The 16,850-nt window shown below is 58.3% G+C and carries 13 protein-coding genes; 6 read left to right on the forward strand and 7 right to left on the reverse strand.

Annotated features, from left to right (window positions below; translation table 11 throughout):
• Positions 1 to 10: 10 nt before the first annotated feature.
• The 6 genes from ACYQ3S_RS11300 (at position 11) to ACYQ3S_RS11325 (ending at position 9,181) form a co-directional block, all read left to right on the forward strand.
• The gene (locus ACYQ3S_RS11300; RefSeq protein WP_459689200.1) at positions 11 to 2,140 is read left to right on the forward strand and encodes an FtsX-like permease family protein; all 2,130 of its coding nucleotides are present in this window, start codon (positions 11 to 13) and stop codon (positions 2,138 to 2,140) included.
• A gap of 71 nt (positions 2,141 to 2,211) precedes the next feature.
• On the forward strand, positions 2,212 to 2,880 hold the full coding sequence (locus tag ACYQ3S_RS11305) for a response regulator transcription factor (RefSeq protein WP_459689201.1): 669 nt from the start codon (positions 2,212 to 2,214) through the stop codon (positions 2,878 to 2,880).
• On the forward strand, positions 2,877 to 3,773 hold the full coding sequence (locus ACYQ3S_RS11310) for a sensor histidine kinase (RefSeq protein ID WP_459689202.1): 897 nt from the start codon (positions 2,877 to 2,879) through the stop codon (positions 3,771 to 3,773). The genes ACYQ3S_RS11305 and ACYQ3S_RS11310 overlap by 4 nt, the downstream gene beginning before the upstream one ends.
• A 515-nt stretch (positions 3,774 to 4,288) precedes the next feature.
• Positions 4,289 to 4,957 (forward strand): ABC transporter ATP-binding protein, encoded by a 669-nt coding sequence (locus tag ACYQ3S_RS11315; RefSeq protein WP_459689204.1) that lies wholly within the window; start codon positions 4,289 to 4,291, stop codon positions 4,955 to 4,957.
• A 13-nt stretch (positions 4,958 to 4,970) separates the two neighbouring features.
• A complete protein-coding gene (locus ACYQ3S_RS11320) occupies positions 4,971 to 7,673 on the forward strand; it encodes an ABC transporter permease (RefSeq protein ID WP_459689206.1) in 2,703 nt (900 codons plus the stop codon).
• A 158-nt stretch (positions 7,674 to 7,831) separates the two neighbouring features.
• Entirely contained in the window at positions 7,832 to 9,181 is a 1,350-nt protein-coding gene (locus tag ACYQ3S_RS11325) for an MATE family efflux transporter (RefSeq protein WP_459689208.1), read from the forward strand.
• A gap of 71 nt (positions 9,182 to 9,252) precedes the next feature.
• On the opposite strand, the gene ytvI is transcribed toward ACYQ3S_RS11325, so the two are convergent.
• The 7 genes from ytvI to ACYQ3S_RS11360 form a co-directional block, all read right to left on the reverse strand.
• Positions 9,253 to 10,326: a sporulation integral membrane protein YtvI gene (gene ytvI, locus ACYQ3S_RS11330; RefSeq protein ID WP_459689210.1), complete on the reverse strand. Its 1,074-nt coding sequence runs from the start codon at positions 10,324 to 10,326 to the stop codon at positions 9,253 to 9,255.
• Between the two features lie 303 nt (positions 10,327 to 10,629).
• Complete coding sequence (locus ACYQ3S_RS11335; RefSeq protein ID WP_459689211.1) at positions 10,630 to 11,631, reverse strand: copper amine oxidase N-terminal domain-containing protein; 1,002 nt, start codon at positions 11,629 to 11,631, stop codon at positions 10,630 to 10,632.
• A gap of 323 nt (positions 11,632 to 11,954) precedes the next feature.
• Positions 11,955 to 13,166: a tyrosine-type recombinase/integrase gene (locus ACYQ3S_RS11340; RefSeq protein WP_016147202.1), complete on the reverse strand. Its 1,212-nt coding sequence runs from the start codon at positions 13,164 to 13,166 to the stop codon at positions 11,955 to 11,957.
• Positions 13,167 to 13,322: 156 nt separating this feature from the next.
• A complete protein-coding gene (locus ACYQ3S_RS11345; RefSeq protein WP_016147203.1) occupies positions 13,323 to 14,537 on the reverse strand; it encodes a tyrosine-type recombinase/integrase in 1,215 nt (404 codons plus the stop codon).
• Between the two features lie 83 nt (positions 14,538 to 14,620).
• Positions 14,621 to 14,851 (reverse strand): hypothetical protein, encoded by a 231-nt coding sequence (locus tag ACYQ3S_RS11350; protein ID WP_016147204.1) that lies wholly within the window; start codon positions 14,849 to 14,851, stop codon positions 14,621 to 14,623.
• Between the two features lie 573 nt (positions 14,852 to 15,424).
• Positions 15,425 to 15,838 (reverse strand): sigma factor-like helix-turn-helix DNA-binding protein, encoded by a 414-nt coding sequence (locus ACYQ3S_RS11355; protein WP_016147205.1) that lies wholly within the window; start codon positions 15,836 to 15,838, stop codon positions 15,425 to 15,427.
• A 464-nt stretch (positions 15,839 to 16,302) separates the two neighbouring features.
• Positions 16,303 to 16,850, reverse strand: a 548-nt coding sequence (locus ACYQ3S_RS11360) for a winged helix-turn-helix domain-containing protein (protein ID WP_459689213.1), incomplete at its 5' end; no start/stop codon positions are given.

Genomic DNA, 16,850 nt, shown 5'->3' on the forward strand with positions numbered 1-16,850 from the left:
CGTGATCGCGATGAAAACCTTTTCCGAAGTCTACGCGGCGCTGCGCCGCAAAGACCGCGGGCAGTACGGGCTGCTCGCGGGGTGCTGCTTCTTTTCCGTGCTGCTCATCACCGCCTATGCGTGCATGATGCGCTCGCCCACCATCCTCACCATCCTGCCCGAGGGCGGCGACAGCCGCAAGCAGGTGATGATGGTATTCGTGCTGGCAGTGATCGGCTGCGCGGTGTTCACCACCTATGCTGCTGGGCTGTTCTTCCGCCAGAAATCGCGCGCGACCGGCGTATTCCTTGCGCTCGGCGCGTCGCGCGGCCAGCTCCGCCGCGAGCTGGTCAAGGAGCTTACTCTGATCGCGTTCGGCTCGTGCGCCGCGGGCGCGGCGCTGGGCGCGCCGCTCGCGTGGGCCGTCTGGCAGGGCTTCCGCACCTTCCTTGTGGACTCGCAGGAGATGCCGCTGTTGTTCGACCCGCAGGCCTACCTGCTCGCGCTGGCGTTTTCGGCCTATGTGGTCGTGATGCTGTTCGCGCTCGCCGCGCGCTTCATCCGCCGCACCAACATCATTGACATCGTGCAGGAATCCCACAAGTCCGAACCCATCCGTGCGGTGCCGCGCTGGTACGGGCCGGCCGGTATCGTGCTCGCGCTCGCCGGCGCGCTGCTGGGCTACCTGATGCCGACGTTTTTCGTCAAGGTGCTGCACTGGTACGCCCCCGGCGCGGTGGATGCGCTCTTCTACCTGCCCGCGCTCGCGGGGATGTATATGATTTTGCTACACACGGTCGTCAACGGCTGGCGGCGCAAAAACCAGTACCGGCACATCATTTCCCGCTCCATGATGAAATTCCAGGGCCGCCAGACCGTGCGCAACATGCTGGTGATGACCCTGCTGATCGCAGGCGCCTACTTTGCTTCGTTCTACTCGCCCATGCTGTCCTCCAGCTCGGAAAATACCTACGCCTCGCGTCCGATCGACTTTGAATATCACTGGCGCGCGGACCAGTCCCTGCCCCAGCGGGACGAGGTGCAGGCGCTGGCAGAGGAAACGAACGTCGAGATCGTCTCCTGGGCGCAGCAGGGCGCGGCCGTGCTGGGCAAGGACGGCACCTACTCCATCGAGACGGATACCGGCTTCGGCACCACCTACACGACCGCGTATACGGAACTCCTGCAAGGTGCGACCTTCTTCTCGGAAAGCGCGTACAACGCCCTGACCGGACAGGACGTGGATATCCCTGCGGGCGCGTGCGCCAACATTCTGGACGACGAGGGCGGCAGCGGCTATCTTTCGGGCGGCGACGCGACCCACCTGACCAACATGGCGACCGGCGCCACGCTGGACGTGACCCCGATCGAGCCGCTGTGGTACACCATGCTGCTCGGCTGCTATGTGCTGGACGATACGGACTACGCCGCGCTCACCGAGGGGCTGACCGACGTATGGCGCGAGGAATATGTGTTCTTTGACGTCGCGGACGTGGAGAACAGCTATCCCTTCGCCAAGGCGCTGTTTGACGAGATCGTGGACCGTTCGGGTCCGGAGGTCGAGGTCGGGGACTATTACGACGATGTAGCGGCCGCGCTGGCCGCGCAGGCGGGCGAGGTCTACGACTATTCCCCCGAGGCGGTCGCCTCCCGCGGCCTGTTCACGCCGGATTACAGCGACCGCGATTCCTCCGGCTTCCGCAACTACTGGAAATACATGCCCCAGTTCCGCATCCTCGACCAGAACGACTTCGTCACCACCATGGCGGTGTTCCTCATGCTGTTCATCTTTATCGCCATCGTGTGCTTTGCGGCGGTCATCGTCATCGCATTTACCCGTTGCATGACCATCGCGCTCGTCAATGCCCGCGTGTATGACGACCTGCGGCACCTTGGCGCGTCCAACGGCTATCTGTTCCACTCGGTGCGCGGACAGATCGGTCGGGTGTTCCTCGTCCCCGCGCTGGTCGGCACCGGATTGATCTGGATATTCTATATGATGATCCTGTACTTCAACGGCGATCCCCTCGGCTTTACCCATTCCGAGCTGGCGGGCATGGGCGCGTGCCTTGCCGTGGTCGCGGCGGTATCCGCGCTGCTGTATCTCGTGTACCGCGTGACGCTCCGCAGCGTATGCCGCGCGCTGCACATCCATTCCTGAACCATTTTTCGCAGGGCGCGCTTTTAAGCGCGCCCTGTTTGTGCTACAATGGGGAGCGTGAGGTGACTGCCATGGAACACATCCTGATCGTTGAGGACGACCCCGCGCTCGGCCGCGGGCTGACGCTCGCGCTGGGCGACGCGCACGCCTGCACGCTGTCGACCGGCTGCGCGGACGCGCGGCGGGCGCTCGCCACCGCAACCTTCGACCTTGCCATCTTTGATATCAACCTGCCGGACGGCTCGGGGCTGGCGCTTTTGGAGGAGACACGCGCCGCGGGCGGCCCGCCGGTCATCCTGCTGACCGCGAACGACCTGGAAACCGATATCGTGACCGGCCTGACGCTGGGCGCGGACGACTATATCACCAAGCCCTTTTCGCTCGCGGTGCTGCGCGCCCGCGTGGAGGCCGCGCTGCGCCGCAACGCCCCCGCCGCCGCATCCGCTGTGTTCGAACAGGACGGGTTCCGCTTTGATTTCGACCGGCTGGACTTCGCTGTGGAGGGCAGGCCGCTCCAGCTTTCGCAGACCGAGCAGCGGCTGCTGCGCCTGCTCGTCGAGAACCGCGGGCATACCCTGCCGCGCGACACGCTGCTCGACCGCATCTGGACGGACGGCGCGGACTATGTGGACGAGAACGCGCTGTCGGTCACGGTTGGTCGGCTGCGGCGCAAGCTGGGCAAAAACGCACCCATCAAAACCGTATACGGCGTGGGGTACAGTTGGGCGGTGGAGACATGAAGTGGATCGCTCTGGCCGCCGTGCTGCTGGCGCTGGCCGTGCTTGTTTACGACCGGCTGCGCCTGCGCCGCACCATGAACAGCCTGGACCGCATGCTGGACGACGCGGTGTGCGGCGCGTTTGTCCCCACGCATTTTGACGAAAGCCGCCTGTCCGCGGTCGAGGCCAGGCTCAAGCGTTATCTGGACGCAAGCGGTACGTCCGCGACGCGACTTGCCGAGGATCGGGCGCGTGTGCAGGCGCTGATCGCGGATATCTCGCATCAAACCAAAACGCCGGTCGCGAACCTGCTGCTGTACGCCGGACTGCTGGCGGACAAGGACCTGCCGCCGGATTGCCGCGACTGCGTCGCGCAGCTCACCGCGCAGGCCGAGAAGCTGCAGTTTCTCATTGCGTCGCTGGTCAAGGCCGGCCGGCTGGAGACCGGCGCGATCGCGGTACACCCGAAGGAATCCAGCGTGCAGGCGCTGGTTTCCGCCGCCCTGCGCGAAGCCGCGCCCAAGGCCGCGGAAAAGGGCGTTGCGCTCCTTGCGCCGCCGGATACGGCAGCGGCGGCGCGCTTTGACCCCAAGTGGACGCAGGAGGCGCTGGGCAACCTGATCGACAACGCCGTAAAGTACACGCCGTCGGGCGGCCGCATCACGGTGTCGGTCACGCCCTATGAACTGTTCTGCCGCATCGACGTGGCGGACACCGGCATCGGCCTTGCCGAGGAGGAATGCGGACGGGTGTTCCAGCGGTTCTACCGCTCCCCCGCCGTGCGGGACGAGCAGGGCGTCGGTCTGGGGCTGTATCTCGCCCGCGAGATCGCCGCGGCGAACGGCGGGTATATCAAGGTGTCCTCCCGCCTTGGGGAAGGCAGCACGTTTTCGCTGTTTTTGCCCAAAGGGTAATTGTTTACGCGCTCCCCAGAAGCGGATGGCGGCGCAAGATTGTGTCCGCCGAGGGGATTGCCCGTACCTCACGAGCGGGAAAGCGGCCTGCGCGGCCGCACTGCGGACAAGAAGGGCAGGTTCCTCCCCATGAGGCATTGCCGTTCCCTTTTCGTAGGGACGCGCATCGCGCGCCCGCCCCCCTTGGGGTGGCCGTCGTTTTGTTTACCCTGTCTAAGCAGCCGGGCGGCAATTAGAAAGCGTCACTTACCCTTGCGCGCGTAGCGCGCCCTAAACGGAAAAGGGGTGATTCGCAAGAGGGGAGAAACCCTTGGGTGTCTCCCCTCTTGTGCGCCCGCGCCGCGCAGGCGCACCGTTTCCCGCGGCCCGCAGGCCGCGAAACGCCCCAGCTGGCGCACCCCTCCAACAATCTAACAAAACTGTTAGATTTCCGACAGGCTCTCGACAGAATTGCATGGTATCGTCTGTATTGTACCCAAGGGTGCGATACAGACTTTTTTCGGGAGGTTCCTTTTATGACGGTTTTACAGACACAGGCCCTGCGCAAGATCTACGGCGCGGGCGATACCGAGGTGCGCGCGCTCGACGGCGTGGACCTTGCGGTCGAAAACGGCGAATTCGTCGCGGTGGTCGGCACATCCGGCTCGGGCAAATCCACCCTGCTGCACATGCTCGGCGGGCTGGACCGCCCGACGGACGGCAAGGTCTATGTGGATGGGAACGACATCTTCGCCCTGAAGGACGACGCGCTGACCATTTTCCGCCGCCGGCGCATCGGGTTCGTGTTCCAGGCGTATAACCTGGTTCCCGTGCTGAGCGTGTACGAAAATATCGTGCTCCCCATCGAGCTGGACGGCGGCACGGTCGATCGCGCCTATGTGGACGAGATCATCCGCACGCTGGGGCTGGAAAGCAAGCTGTCCAATCTGCCCAGCCAGCTTTCGGGCGGCCAGCAGCAGCGCGTGGCCATCGCCCGCGCGCTCGCCACCAAACCCGCCATCATCCTGGCGGACGAGCCGACCGGCAACCTGGACAGCAAAACCAGCCAGGACGTGCTCGCGCTGCTCAAGGTGACGAGCGAGAAATTCGGCCAGACCATCGTGATGATTACCCACAACGAGGAGATCGCCCAGCTCGCGCACCGGATCGTCCGCATCGAGGACGGCCGTATCGTCCATTCGTAAGGGGGCGCGCGACATGCTGAACGTTCCCAACAAAAGGTGCATCCGCCGCCTGTCCGACCGCAGCCTCAAGGCGGCGAAAACGCGCAACATCATCGCGGTCATCGCCATCGCGCTGACGACCGTGCTGTTTACCTCGCTGTTCACCATCGCCATGTCCATCAACGACTCGTTCCAGCAGGGCAACTTCCGGCAGGCGGGCGGCGACAACCACGGCAACTTCAAGGACCTGACCGAAGCGCAGGTATTCGAGCTCAAAGACGATCCCCTCATTCAGGAGTACGGCACCCGCCGGATGGTGGGCATGACGTCGGACGACCCGCCGTTTAACAAGAGCCACGTCGAGGTCAGCTACATGGACCCGACCGAGGCCAGGCACTCCTTCATCGAGCCGGTCGAGGGCCGCCTGCCCGCCGAAGGAACGGACGAGGCCGCGACCGACACCCGCGTGCTCTCCCTGCTGGGCGTGGAGCCCAAAATCGGCGCGACCTTCACCCTGCCCATCGAAATCGACGGCAACACCGAGAACGCGCATGTGGTCGAGCGCACGTTCACGCTTTCCGGCTGGTGGGAGTACGACAGCGCCATCACTGCCTCCCACGTCCTGCTGCCCCGCTCGGCGGCCGACGAGCTGTGCGCCCTGTCCGCAGGAAGCCCGTCCACCATGACCGGCACTTGGTCGCTCGACGTGATGCTCGCCAGCTCGCTGCACATCCGCGAGGACCTGACGCAGATTCTCGCAAACCACGGCTACCAGTGCGAAAACGCCGGAGAAGAGGACTATATCGGTATCGGCGTCAACTGGGGCTATTCGGGCGCGCAGCTTGCCGAGCAGGCCGACCCCATGACCGTCATCGCCATCGCCGCTATGCTGGCGCTCATCATCTTCACCGGGTATCTCATCATCTACAACGTGTTCCAGATCTCGGTCACGGGCGACATCCGCTTTTACGGGCTGCTCAAAACCATCGGCACGACCGGGCGGCAGATCCGCCGCATGATACGGCGCCAGGCGTATCTGCTTTCGCTCGTCGGCATCCCCATCGGCCTTGCGGGCGGGTATTTCGTCGGCGCGGGGCTGGTGCCGGTCGTCATCTCGCGCCTGGACGGGATGCACGAGACCGTGTCTTTAAGCCCGCTCATCTTTATCTTTGCGACCGTGTTCTCGCTCATCACCGTGCGCATCTCTTGCCGCAAGCCGGGCAAAATGGCCGCGCGCGTGTCGCCGGTCGAGGCGGTGCGCTACACGGACGCGGGCGTGAAACGGCCGAAAAAGGCCAAGGGCCGGCACGCTGTGGCAAAGCGCGCGTCCTACGGCGCGGGGCTGCCGCGCATGGCGTGGATGAACCTCGGCCGCAGCCGCGGCAAGACGGCCGTGACCGTCCTTTCGCTCGCGCTCGCGGTGGTGCTCATGCAGCTCACCTACACCTTCTCCATCGGCTTTGACATGGATAAGTACCTCTCGAGCAAGTCGGCGGTCGATTTCGTCGTCGGCGACGCGGCCTACTTCCAGACCGGCGCGGGCTTCAACTCGACCGACGAGGCGGTGCCGGAAAACGTCATCGCGGACATCGACGCGCAGGGCGGCGTCACGGACGCCGGCCGCATTTACGGCAAGGTGTCCAACGTGCAGGAGTTCGTCACCGAGGACTGGTTCCGCCAGAGCTGGGGGCAGTGGAACGCGCCGGAAACCCTCGACCTGATGGTCGCGGATAAGGAGCGCGACGAAAACGGCCTGCTGGCCGACCGCGTCCAGATTTACGGCATGGAGGATTTCCCGCTGTCGCGGCTCGAAGTGCTGGAGGGCGACCTGTCCGCGCTCGCCGACCCGAATGCCAACGCGGTCGCGGCGGTCTATATGTCCGACGACTACGGTGACGCGAAAGAGGGCTCGAACTGGGCGAAGGTGGGCGACACCGTGCGCCTGCGCTATGTGGAGGAGACCGAATATTTTTACCAGGACACCGGCGAGGTCATCCCGCTCGAACAGGTGGACGCGGCCTATGACAGCGGGCGCGGCATCGGCTCGCGCGCCAAGGTCTACCGCGACGCGGAATACACGGTCGTGGCTGCGGTGCTCGTCCCCAGCTCGATTGACTACCGCTACTACGGCGCGGACGAGTTCGTGATGGGCGCGGAGCAGTTTCAGCGGGACACGCAGACCAGCTCGGTCATGACCTATGTGTTCGACGTGGCGGACGGGACGGACGGCAGCATGGAGGCCTTCCTCAAGGACTACACCGAAAACGTGCAGCCGCTGTTTGACTACGAGAGCAAGGCGACCTATCAGGCCGAATTTGACAGCATGCGCAGCATGTTCCTGACGCTGGGCCTTGCGCTGAGCTTCATCATTGGGCTGGTCGGCGTACTCAACTTCCTAAACGCGGTGCTGACCGGCATCATCACCCGCCGGCACGAGTTCGCCGTTTTGCAGGCCATCGGCATGACCGGAAAGCAGCTCAAACGCATGCTCATGCTCGAGGGGCTGTACTACGCCCTGCTCGCGCTCGCGCTGAGCCTTGCGCTCAGCGTGACGCTCGGGCCGCTGGTGGGCGCGGGCTGCTCGACCGTGTTCTGGTTCTTCACCTATAAATTCTCCATCCTGCCCCTCGTGCTGCTGCTGCCGGTGTTCGCCGCGCTGGGGCTGCTCATCCCGCTCGCCACCTACCGCAGCACCGCGCGGCTGAGCGTGGTCGAGCGGCTGCGCACGGATGAATAAAACCACCGCTTGACTTTGCCATCCCCCCGTGCTACAATGATACCGCTCACTCGGAGGGCGAGTCATTCGCGGGAAATGATAAGCCGGATAAGGTGACAGGCTGAAACGCCTGTTCCTTATCCGGCTTTTTTAACGCCCGCAAAAGGAGGTTCAACCATATGAATTTGCTGACAGACAACATCCGTCCGCTGTACTTCCGGTATCTGGCCGCGGCGTTCGGCAGCGCGCTCATCAGCTCGATTTACGGCATCGTGGATATGGCGATGGTCGGCCAGTATCAGGGGCCGGACGGCACGGCGGCGCTGGCTGTGGTCGCACCGGTATGGAACATCATTTACAGCTTCGGTCTGCTGGCGGGCATCGGCGGGTCGGTGCTGTTCTCCACGCTGCGGGGCAGCAAGGGTACGCGGCACGAGGATGAAAACGAGTACTTTACCGCCGCGCTCGGCCTTGCGGTGCTGTTCTCCGTGCTTTGGTGGGGCATCGTCGCGTTTTTCGACGCGCCCATGCTGCGGCTGTTCGGCGCGTCGGACGCGCTGCTCCCGCTCGCGCAGGATTACCTGCTGCCCATCAAGTTCACCGTCCCGTTTTTCCTGTTCAACCAGATGCTCGCCGCGTTCCTGCGCAACGACGGCAGCCCCGCCCTGGCGACTGCGGGCGTACTGGCGGGCGGTATCTTCAACGTCTTTGGCGACTGGTTTTTCGTATTCGCCTGCGATATGGGCATTTTCGGCGCAGGCCTGGCGACCGCGATCGGCGCGGGTATTTCCTTCTGCGTGATGCTGACGCACTTTTTTTCGCGCCGCTGTACGCTGCGGCTGGTGCGCCCGAAGCGGATACTGCTCCAGACCCAGCAAATCCTTGTCACCGGCTTTTCCACGTTTTTCATCGACGTGGCGATGGGCATTCTGACCATGCTGTTCAACCGCCAGATCATGCGCTATATCGGCACGGACGGGCTGGCGGTCTACGGCATCATCGTCAATATCAGCACCTTTGTCCAGTGCTGCGCGTACAGCGTAGGACAGGCCGCGCAGCCCATTCTCTCGCGCAACCTCGGCGCGCGGGCCTGGCCGCGTATCCGGCAGACGCTGCGCTATGCGCTGTATACTGTGGCGTTTTTCAGCGTCTTCTGGACCGCGCTGGTGCTCGCCGTCCCCAACGGGTTCGTGCGCGTGTTCATGTCCCCGACCGAGAGCGTGCTCGCCGCCGCGCCCGCCATCATGCGCAGCTATGGCATCTCGTTCCTGCTGCTGCCGCTTAATATCTTTTCCACCTACTATTTCCAGTCCCTGATGAAGCCGGGCGCGGCGTTCATCGTGTCGGTCGCCCGAGGGCTTGTCATCAGCGGCGCGCTGATCTATGCGCTGCCCGCGTTCGCCGCGCCCGGGGCGCTGTGGTTCGCCATGCCGGTGACCGAGCTGATCGTGGCGGTATTCGTCGTGCAGCGCATGGCGCGCTACACCCGCGCGCTCGGCAAAGCGCCCGCCCCGTCCGCCGCCCGCTGACCGCACAGCAAGCAAAAAATGACCGCCCGCGGGCGGTCATTTTTGTTGGGATATATGCTTTTCAGCAAAGTCTATTTGAATATTTTGATCGTCCCCTGCTCATTGAGGTAGCGCAGCAGCGACAGGCCGATCGGGAACCCGAACAGGCCGACCACGCCGAACAACTGCGCACCGAGGAACAGGCTCGCAAGCGTCGCTACCGGATGCAGGCCAAGCTGGCTGCCCACAATCTTAGGCTCGATGATATTGCGGATGATCGTGACCACGATGTACACCGCGAACAGCGCCAGTGCGAGCTTGAACTCACCCTGTATCGCCGTGACGGCCGCCCACGGGATCATGATGCCGCCTGTACCGAGCACGGGCAGGATGTCAAAGACCGCAATCAGCAGCGCAATCACCACCGCGTTTTCGATGCCGACGACCGTCAGTCCGATGGACAGCTCGACAAATGTGATCGACATGATGAGCGCATACGAACGGATGCAGACGAACAGCGTGCCTGTGACATAGGTCTTGATCTCCCAGAACACCTCCTGCGCCTTCTCGCTCATCTGGCGGATAAAGAAGCCGGTGATGCGGTCGTAGTCCATAGCGATGAAAAACGTGGAAATAATCATGAGCAGGAGCTTGATGAACAGCCCGGGCAAAGAGCCCGCCAGGCTGTACAGCACGCTGATCGTTCCGGCGGACAGGCTGGACACCAGTTGTCCGAGCGATTCCACGAACTGCCCCCAGAGCTGTTCCAGGGATGCGATCAGGGATTCGTCAATGCTCAGGACGGACTGCTCGATCCCGCTGAAAATGCTCATGAGCACAGGCTCCACCCGCGCGGTGTAAAAGCCGGGCAGTCCGCGCAGGAAGTCTCCGGCGGCGGAAAACGCCTTGATCCCCAGCAGCGCCAGCAGCAGCCCAATGGTGCAGTAAAATACCAGCACCAGCGCGATCGCCGCCACTTTCCGGCTGATATGCAGCTTATGCGCGGCAAAGCGGATCGGCCGCTTGAGCAGGTAGGCAAGCACGAAGCCGATCACGAACGGCGCGAGCAGCGGCAGCGCGTATTTGAGCAGCACGACCGCGAGCAGCAGCATGATGCCGAAATACAGGGTATTGACGATAAACGTTCTTTTTTTGTCCAGATTCATGGAAACACTCCCAGCCGCGCGCAGGGCAGACAACAGAAAAAGGCATGCCCCGCCGCCCCTTCCTCCAAGGGGACAGGTATGCCTTGCTTGCGCCTTATCGGTGTGGTTTGCTGTTCGTCCGCAGGATTGTCAGCGGCGTCATTCATGGTTTATGCGGTCCCTTTCGCGGCATTTTTCCTTATTATAGCGGCGGCGCCCCTCCCTGTCAACCGAAGGCGGGCAATATTAACCGCATCTTAACGGCTGGGGCGGCGTACCGCCGCATAAGCAGGAAAGGCGCGGATGTCCCGCGCCTTTTTCCGCTTATTCCATCCTGCCGCTCAGGTGCATGACGCTTCCCGTCAGCGCCTGTCCGGCGTGGCCCAGCCGCGTGAATACCTCGGCCGGCACCCAGCTTACGCCATCCACTTCGTAGGAGGCCGCCCCCAGCGCCAGGCCGCTGCCGCCGTCGCCCAGGCTGTACCGGTCCTCGCCCAGCCGGATATCCGCTGCGACGCTTCCGTCCAGTGTGAGCCGAACGCGCTCATCCGCCCCATCCCAGGATACGGTATAGCCCAGCGCCTCCGCGACCGCGCGCACCGGCACCATCGCCACGCCATTTTCCACACGGCCTTGCGCGATTGCAATATCGCCGCCGGTCAGGATGGTAAACGTCCGGTCCTGCGGGGGCAGAAGCACGACCTTCTGCGCGGTCGTCTGCCCGGGCATGGACAGCGCCACAATGTCATACCAGGCGACGACCGTTGCCCCTATATGCAGGTCCGCGGCCTCCGCCGCCTCGCCATACAGCGTCTGCACCGGCGTCTGCGCGTCCACGCTGACGACCAGGCCCGCGTTATCGGTTAGGAAGCGCACCGTTTCATCGCGGTACAGCACCTCCACATCCAGCAGGTGCGGCGTAACGCCCTCGTCCGGATGAGTGACGACCAGCTCCGCACGGGTCTGCGGCGGGATGCTTCGGGTCATCTCCGGTTCATAGGTGACAAGCAGGGTGTCACCGGTTTGCAGCGCGTCTGTCTGGCCGCTTACATCGGTCATACGCTTTACCGTGCCATCCCGCGCGTCCGCCAGAAAGGTGTCCTCGCCCAGCAGGAGCGTCAGTTCGTCCCAGGTGTCGGTCTTGACGGTGATCCGCGGCACCAGCGTGATATCCCCCTCATGGACCGAGGTATGCACCTCCACGATCTCCGCCTGCTCCGTGATCCGATAGGGCTGCGGCTGGTATGGCTCTGCGGGCTGTTCCGCCGCGCCTGCGGCCGTCCCTATCAGCATCGCGCCAAGAACGCCTGCTATGATTCTCTTCATACGAGTCTCCTCCTTTTTTCGTTGTGCCTTTTTGACGGAGCGCGCCCGTCCAAGGTTCCAGGTTTTGCAGTTGGATACAAAATTTTCTTGCCGCATGGACGGAAAAAAGCACCCGAAAGCTTTTGGCTTTCGGGTGCCTGCCTGTTCTGCGGAAATACTGTTCCTGAAAAGACGTTAGCGCTTGGAGAACTGCGGCGCGCGGCGTGCAGCCTTGAGGCCGTACTGCGCTCGTTTTTGAGCCGTTTTTCCTTGGTATTTCGGGCTTTTCCGGACTTTTCGCTGTTCAGTTATCCTATGTGGTAACCACGGAAAATGGCTGTTTTTCAATCAGCAGCGTTCTGATGAAAAGCACCGTTTACTACACTGAACAACTCCTCTGGCTTATTATACTTGACCTTAGCATAGATGTCCATAGTTGTTTTGCTGTTTTCATGTCCTGCAAGATACTGAACCGTCTTGGGATCAACTCCGGCATAAAGCAGGTTCGTGATGTATGTGTGCCGGAGCTGGTGTGGGGTCACATCAAAATCCAGCGTATATTTGATTTTGGGTTGATTCCTCTGTGTCATGCCCAGCGTTGGTGTAACCGTGTACTTGATGCTCTGCCCATTCACATACTTATAGTAGTTGCGCGGCTTGGTAGACCGAACAACTACATACTGCCATACCCTTTGAAATTGCGATGCAGCTAACGGCTGTCCTTCGCTATCCGAAATCACATAGTCCGACTTTGATGCTGTTTTGGCTTCACGCAGGCAGTCCACCAAGCACTTGGGAATCGGAATATCCCTTTTAGCCGCCTTGGTCTTTAGAACAGTGGAAATCACGGGTCTGTTATGTTCCGTGCGCCATGCTCGCCTTACCGAGATATAGGGAGTAGACTCGTCCAGGAATACACAGTCCCATTGCAGCGCAAGGATTTCTTCCCGGCGCAGACCGGAATATAACCCAAGCATAATGAACAAGTAGGGAGGAAGCTCCCTGACCGTATCCAGAAGCACTTCTACCTGCTGATCTGTCAATGCCTCCCTCTTTTTCGCTGGCTTTCCGCCCTTTCCCGATATTCCTACACAGGGGTTATGCTCAAGTATCTGGCTGCGCTCTGCCGAGTAGAAAATACACTTGAGAAGCATATTTACTGTGCTGTATAACCCCTCCGATTTTTTTGACAGCGGTACAAGCGCCAGCCGAATATCATCTGCGGTCACTTCTTCCATATACATCTCACCCAAAGGCTTAATGATATAGTTCTTCATGTCAGCAGTATATCCTCTCAATGTAGAAGCAGATACCTTTGCCGACTGCATCAGCAGCCACTTCTGACAATACTCGGCCACTGTCGGATGCTGCCGACGAAAGATGATCTCCTCCACCTGTCGCCGCGCTTCTAATTGCTTCTCATATAATTCTTCGCAAGTAGCAGCATACAAACTCACCTGCTTGCCATCTGCGTCCATGATCCGGGTTCTGTAATACTGGATTCCTTTTTGCATAATGGTTCCGTACTGCGGAACCTCTGTTTTCATTTTCGCCATCTTTGACCTTCCTTTCCTGATAACGTGCAGTTTCCGTATCTACACTCTCTTTTTATCAGAAAGTACAGACTTAATCAAAGATACGGCCTATGTAAAGCAAAGAGCGAGACATCCTTGCCTCGCTCCTGCTTCGTTTTCGCGTTTGTTATTTTATGCTCACACTGAATCCCATTGCGAAAATGCGTTACCCATCGTTCTGACCAGCTCATCCGGCCTGTTGTATTTGACCTTTGCGTAAATGTCCATGGTAATTTTGCTGCTTTCATGGCCTGCCAGGTATTGCACCGTTTTGGGGTCTACCGACGAATGAATCAGATTCGTGATGTAGGTGTGTCGCAACTGATGCGGTGTTACTTCAAAGTCCAGGCTGTAAACAACATTACCGTTATGCGCCGCCTTTTCTCCAAGAACAGGTGTGACCGTATGCTTTACCCGCTTTCCATCCTCATATCGGTAGTAGGACCGTTCCTTGACTGTTCTGGTGACAACATACTGCCACAGCCGCTTAAACTGCGTATAGGACAGCGGATCGCCGTCCCGGTTCGGCACCACATACTCCGAAGTCGAATTTTCCTTTGTCTCTTTCAGGCACTCAGCCAAACAGGTCGGCAGTGGAATATTTCGCTCGGCAGCCTTCGTTTTTAATTCTTCCAGAATCACCGGCCTGTTGTTTTCTGTATGCCATGCTCTCCGCACTGTTAAATAAGGAAAGTTTCCATCAAGATAGACCGAATCCCATTTCAGGGCGAGGATTTCTTCCCGCCGCAAGCCTGCGTACAATCCAAGCATCACAAACACATAGGTTGGCAGTCCTTCCACCGCATCCAATAAGCGCTCGACCTGCTCGTCTGTCAGCGCCGCTTTATCTTTCTGCGGAACGCCGCCACCCTTTGTCGTTAGATAGATCGTCGGGTTATTATCTATAATCCGGCTTTCCTTTGCTGCACGGAAAATAGATTTATACAGGATCACGACCGACTTATATACCGATGCAGATTTTTTTGAAACAGAGACAAGTGCAAGCTGAATATCATCCAGGCTGACCTCTCCCATCCGCTTATCACCTAATTCCGCAATGATATGACGCCGTACCTTTGAGGTATAGTCCGTCAAAGTCGTGGTACGAACATGAACAGACTGCATCAACAGCCATTTCTCACAATACTCTGCAACCGTGGGTGTTTTTCGATGAAATGTGGCGTTCTCAATCTGCTCCAACGCAATCGTTTCCTTATTATAAAGTTCTTCGGGCGTTCTTGCATAAAGGGCAACGAGTTTTCCATCTGCATCTTTGATTCTTGTTCTGTAATACAGGACACCTTTTTTTATAACCGTTCCATATTCAGGAATTATCATTTTCCTTTTTGCCAATTCCGTCACCTCCTAAAATAATCTCCAGCGCTGTATCTTTGTTTTATCAGAGATCTTCAGTTCCAGCAAGGATACGGATTGGCTCATGCTCCGGCGTTCCGGGTCTTGCGGTAAGTCGCATTCTTTTCCATCGGTTTTGCCCGGTGGGTGCATTTTGCGATATACTCCTGAAGGCCCATATCAGTAAAATATACACAACCGTTCTGCACATACTGAACATAAGAAATCAAGCCGTTGTTACGGGCCGCATCCAAGGTCGCAATGCTGATTCCCAGGATTCTGGCAGCTTCTTTTCGTGTAATCAGTTTTTCCATAAATCATATTCCCTCCATTCCGTCAAGGTTGTCATCGTGCTTTCAAAATCACATGAATGCACTGGCAGCCGAAACTGCCAGTGCATGGTATCTAACTTTGAAAAGAAAACTGCATCTGGATGATGACCTGTTGTTGCTTACGGTAACCGGACGCAGCTCTCTTGAATTTGAAGTTCGCTTTCGCCACATTTGCCACGCATCCCTGACGATGGGGACATTCCCGGTCTCCGCTGGCGCGGATGTCATAACTCCGCAGCGTCGTTTTACTCGTGCGCCGCAGGGTTCCGCCTCAAGTCCGTGGGCGGGTGTGAACAAGTATCTTTAAGCCCCCATGGAGTCCTCGCGCTCGAAGTGCCACCTCCGGGTCTCAGGCTGGCGTTGATCGCTGGGAACAGCCTTGTTTATCACCTCCTTGGCTGTCCATCTTGGCGGCGCGCCTGATTCGCTCGTACATGGGTTATGTACCAGAAATGCCGTCTATTCAATTGTCAAAGTACCATCGAAGGGGAAAACTTGTCCTTCTATTAACACTGACAAAAGGGGCAAAAAACAGGCGCTTCAAATGAAACTTTATCAAAAAATTTTTGCCAACTGTTTCAGCCCACGCCGGATGCTGTCACGGACACGGCTCGGATCTACACCTTCGGCTCCGGCAATCTCATTTACGCTCATCCCCAGATAGTACCGAGCATAAATTCTTTTTGCCTGTTTCTCCGGCAAAGCCATCACGGCGGAGTAAATCTGCTCGCGCAGCTGCTTTTCCTCCAGAAGCATCTCCGGCGTCTCCAGCTTTCGCAGGACCGCATTTTCAATTCCATTCTCACAGTCCAGGGAGTACTGCGCCTTATAGCGATACATTTTTCGCTCATAGGCTGCTTCAGCTCGCTCGTCAGACTGAAACACCGCTTGTACTTCATCGGTTACTTCCAAAAAGGCATCGGTTTTATAAACATCGGGATACAGATCCCGAAGATTGACTTTCTTCATTATGTACCTCCATTTCGATTCACGGGTGATTAGCGGGTGAATCGAATGGAGGCGGGGAACGGCATCGAGGCCGTTTGGGGACATTCGGCAAAAAACGACAAGCAAAAGCGCCAGTCTCCCATTCCAGGAAACTGGCGCAACAAAAAAGATCATTATTATTCCGGTTTGCGCAGAACGATAATACCGACAGGTTGCCGAACTGCCCCGGAGGGGAAGCTACACTTTTTTTAGCAAGTGAAGATTATGAGAACTGTAAAAGGTTAAAACAAACAAAGCGGCATCCTCCTATATGCCGCTGTAAATAACCTTTCTGTCTACGCAGTATAAAGCGGCAGCTATTCAGCAAGCCGCGTTTTCATTGAACCATTACTCAATTAACAGCTGCTCGCCATTATTGAGAGCTATGGTATAGAACAGAAAGCAAGATTTACTTTAGATTTATACAAGATTTGCACAAGAAATACCTATACTTCGAATTTGTAGCCTATTCCTCGAATGCTTTTAATATGTTCTGATGCAGTTTCCGAACTTTTTAACTTTTTCCGTAAATTACTTATATGGCTTGAAATCGCATTGCGTGAATAAAACGAAAAATCATCATGCCAAACAGAATCCATTATCATTTCATAAGTATAGACTTGCCGTTGATTCATAATTAGCAGCGCAAGAATATCAAACTCTTTTTCGGTCAAATCAATGCATACCCCAGCTATCTCTACAGACCTGTACTCTAAGCAGAAAGACAAGTCTTTCACAGTGATGATTGTTAGCGGTCTTCTTTTATCTTTTGGTATTTTCAAACAATTTCTCATACTATTTTTCTCTGAAAACATTTCTACCATAGGATGATTATAGGTATGTAAATATTGAGCAGCACCAAAATGGACACATGCATACCGCTGTTCCTCCGAATATGAAGGTGGCACAACAATAATTGGTACCGCACGTTTTTGTCTCAAGATATCCAAATCGTCTTGTGGAATCACATCAGAGCAAATAGCTACGCATATAT

Source organism: Agathobaculum sp. TL06 (assembly GCF_054658635.1).

Excerpts from the sequence above, each read along its gene's own strand:
- ACYQ3S_RS11310 (WP_459689202.1), top strand. The coding sequence starts at position 2,877 with ATGAAGTGGATCGCTCTGGCCGCCGTGCTGCTGGCGCTGGCCGTGCTT.
- ACYQ3S_RS11335 (WP_459689211.1), bottom strand. The coding sequence starts at position 11,631 with ATGAAGAGAATCATAGCAGGCGTTCTTGGCGCGATGCTGATAGGGACG.
- ACYQ3S_RS11315 (WP_459689204.1), top strand. The coding sequence starts at position 4,289 with ATGACGGTTTTACAGACACAGGCCCTGCGCAAGATCTACGGCGCGGGC.
- ACYQ3S_RS11355 (WP_016147205.1), bottom strand. The coding sequence starts at position 15,838 with ATGAAGAAAGTCAATCTTCGGGATCTGTATCCCGATGTTTATAAAACC.
- ACYQ3S_RS11320 (WP_459689206.1), top strand. The coding sequence starts at position 4,971 with ATGCTGAACGTTCCCAACAAAAGGTGCATCCGCCGCCTGTCCGACCGC.
- ytvI (WP_459689210.1), bottom strand. The coding sequence starts at position 10,326 with ATGAATCTGGACAAAAAAAGAACGTTTATCGTCAATACCCTGTATTTC.
- ACYQ3S_RS11350 (WP_016147204.1), bottom strand. The coding sequence starts at position 14,851 with ATGGAAAAACTGATTACACGAAAAGAAGCTGCCAGAATCCTGGGAATC.
- ACYQ3S_RS11305 (WP_459689201.1), top strand. The coding sequence starts at position 2,212 with ATGGAACACATCCTGATCGTTGAGGACGACCCCGCGCTCGGCCGCGGG.
- ACYQ3S_RS11340 (WP_016147202.1), bottom strand. The coding sequence starts at position 13,166 with ATGGCGAAAATGAAAACAGAGGTTCCGCAGTACGGAACCATTATGCAA.
- ACYQ3S_RS11300 (WP_459689200.1), top strand. The coding sequence starts at position 11 with ATGAAAACCTTTTCCGAAGTCTACGCGGCGCTGCGCCGCAAAGACCGC.
- ACYQ3S_RS11325 (WP_459689208.1), top strand. The coding sequence starts at position 7,832 with ATGAATTTGCTGACAGACAACATCCGTCCGCTGTACTTCCGGTATCTG.